The following is a 1107-nucleotide window of genomic DNA, read 5'->3' as shown; positions in this document are numbered from 1 at the left end:
TTACCCACGTTCATCATCACTTTTGTGGGCAATAGTGGCAGTTCATCAACAGAAGAGCGTTTTACTTCAAAATCCAAGTCGCCTTGGTAAACGTAACCTGTTTCACCTTCTGAACAAGAGACGGTTACGGTTGCGCCATCGGTCAGTTTGCTCGTCGCGTCGCCACAACCAACGATAGCAGGAATACCCAGTTCACGAGCGATGATTGCTGCGTGACACGTACGTCCACCACGGTTAGTTACGATTGCCGATGCTTTCTTCATCACTGGTTCCCAATCTGGGTCAGTCATGTCTGTGACAAGCACATCGCCTTCTTGAACCAGTGACATTTGGTCTAGAGAATCAACCAAACGTACTGGGCCTTTACCGATGCGTTGACCGATAGCACGGCCTTCGACAAGCACATCGGCTTTATTGTTCAGTTCGTAACGTTCAATCACGTTTTGTTCTGTTTGAGAACATACGGTTTCTGGACGTGCTTGAACGATGTACAACTTGCCGTCGATACCATCTTTTGCCCACTCAATGTCCATTGGACGTTGGTAGTGCTTTTCGATGATCATCGCTTGTTTAGCAAGCTCTTTGATCTCATCTTCGTTTAGAGAGAAGGTGTTGCGCTCTTCTTCTGACGTATTGATGATATCAACTTGCTTGCCGATCTCTTGGTTGTTTGAGTAGATCATTTTGATCAATTTCGAACCAAAAGTTTTCTTAACGATCGGGTGCTCACCCGCTTCAAGCATTGGCTTGTGAACGTAGAACTCGTCTGGGTTTACCGCGCCTTGAACGACCATTTCACCTAGACCCCAAGACGATGTAATGAACACGACTTGGTCAAAGCCAGATTCAGTGTCTAGCGTAAACATAACACCAGAAGAGGCTTTGTCTGAACGAACCATGCGTTGGATACCCGCAGATAGCGAGATGCCACGGTGGTCGAAACCTTGGTGTACACGGTAAGAGATCGCACGGTCGTTAAATAGAGAAGCGTAAACGTGCTTTGTGGCTTCTAGTACTGCGTCGATGCCTTTCACGTTCAAAAACGTTTCTTGCTGACCAGCAAAAGAGGCATCTGGTAGATCTTCCGCTGTTGCAGAAGAGCGAACC

At 47.2% G+C, this 1107-nt stretch carries 1 protein-coding gene; it reads right to left on the bottom strand.

The window, feature by feature from the left end; translation table 11 throughout:
• Positions 1-1107, bottom strand: a 1107-nt coding sequence (ppsA, locus tag R7F67_RS24755; RefSeq protein ID WP_318057524.1) for a phosphoenolpyruvate synthase, incomplete at both ends; no start/stop codon positions are given.

The sequence above is a fragment of the Vibrio sp. YT-17 genome (assembly GCF_033337375.1).
Taxonomy (GTDB): domain Bacteria; phylum Pseudomonadota; class Gammaproteobacteria; order Enterobacterales; family Vibrionaceae; genus Vibrio; species Vibrio alginolyticus.
The sequence above is the reverse complement of the archived record's forward strand: the minus strand, read 5'-3'. Positions and strand labels throughout refer to the sequence as shown.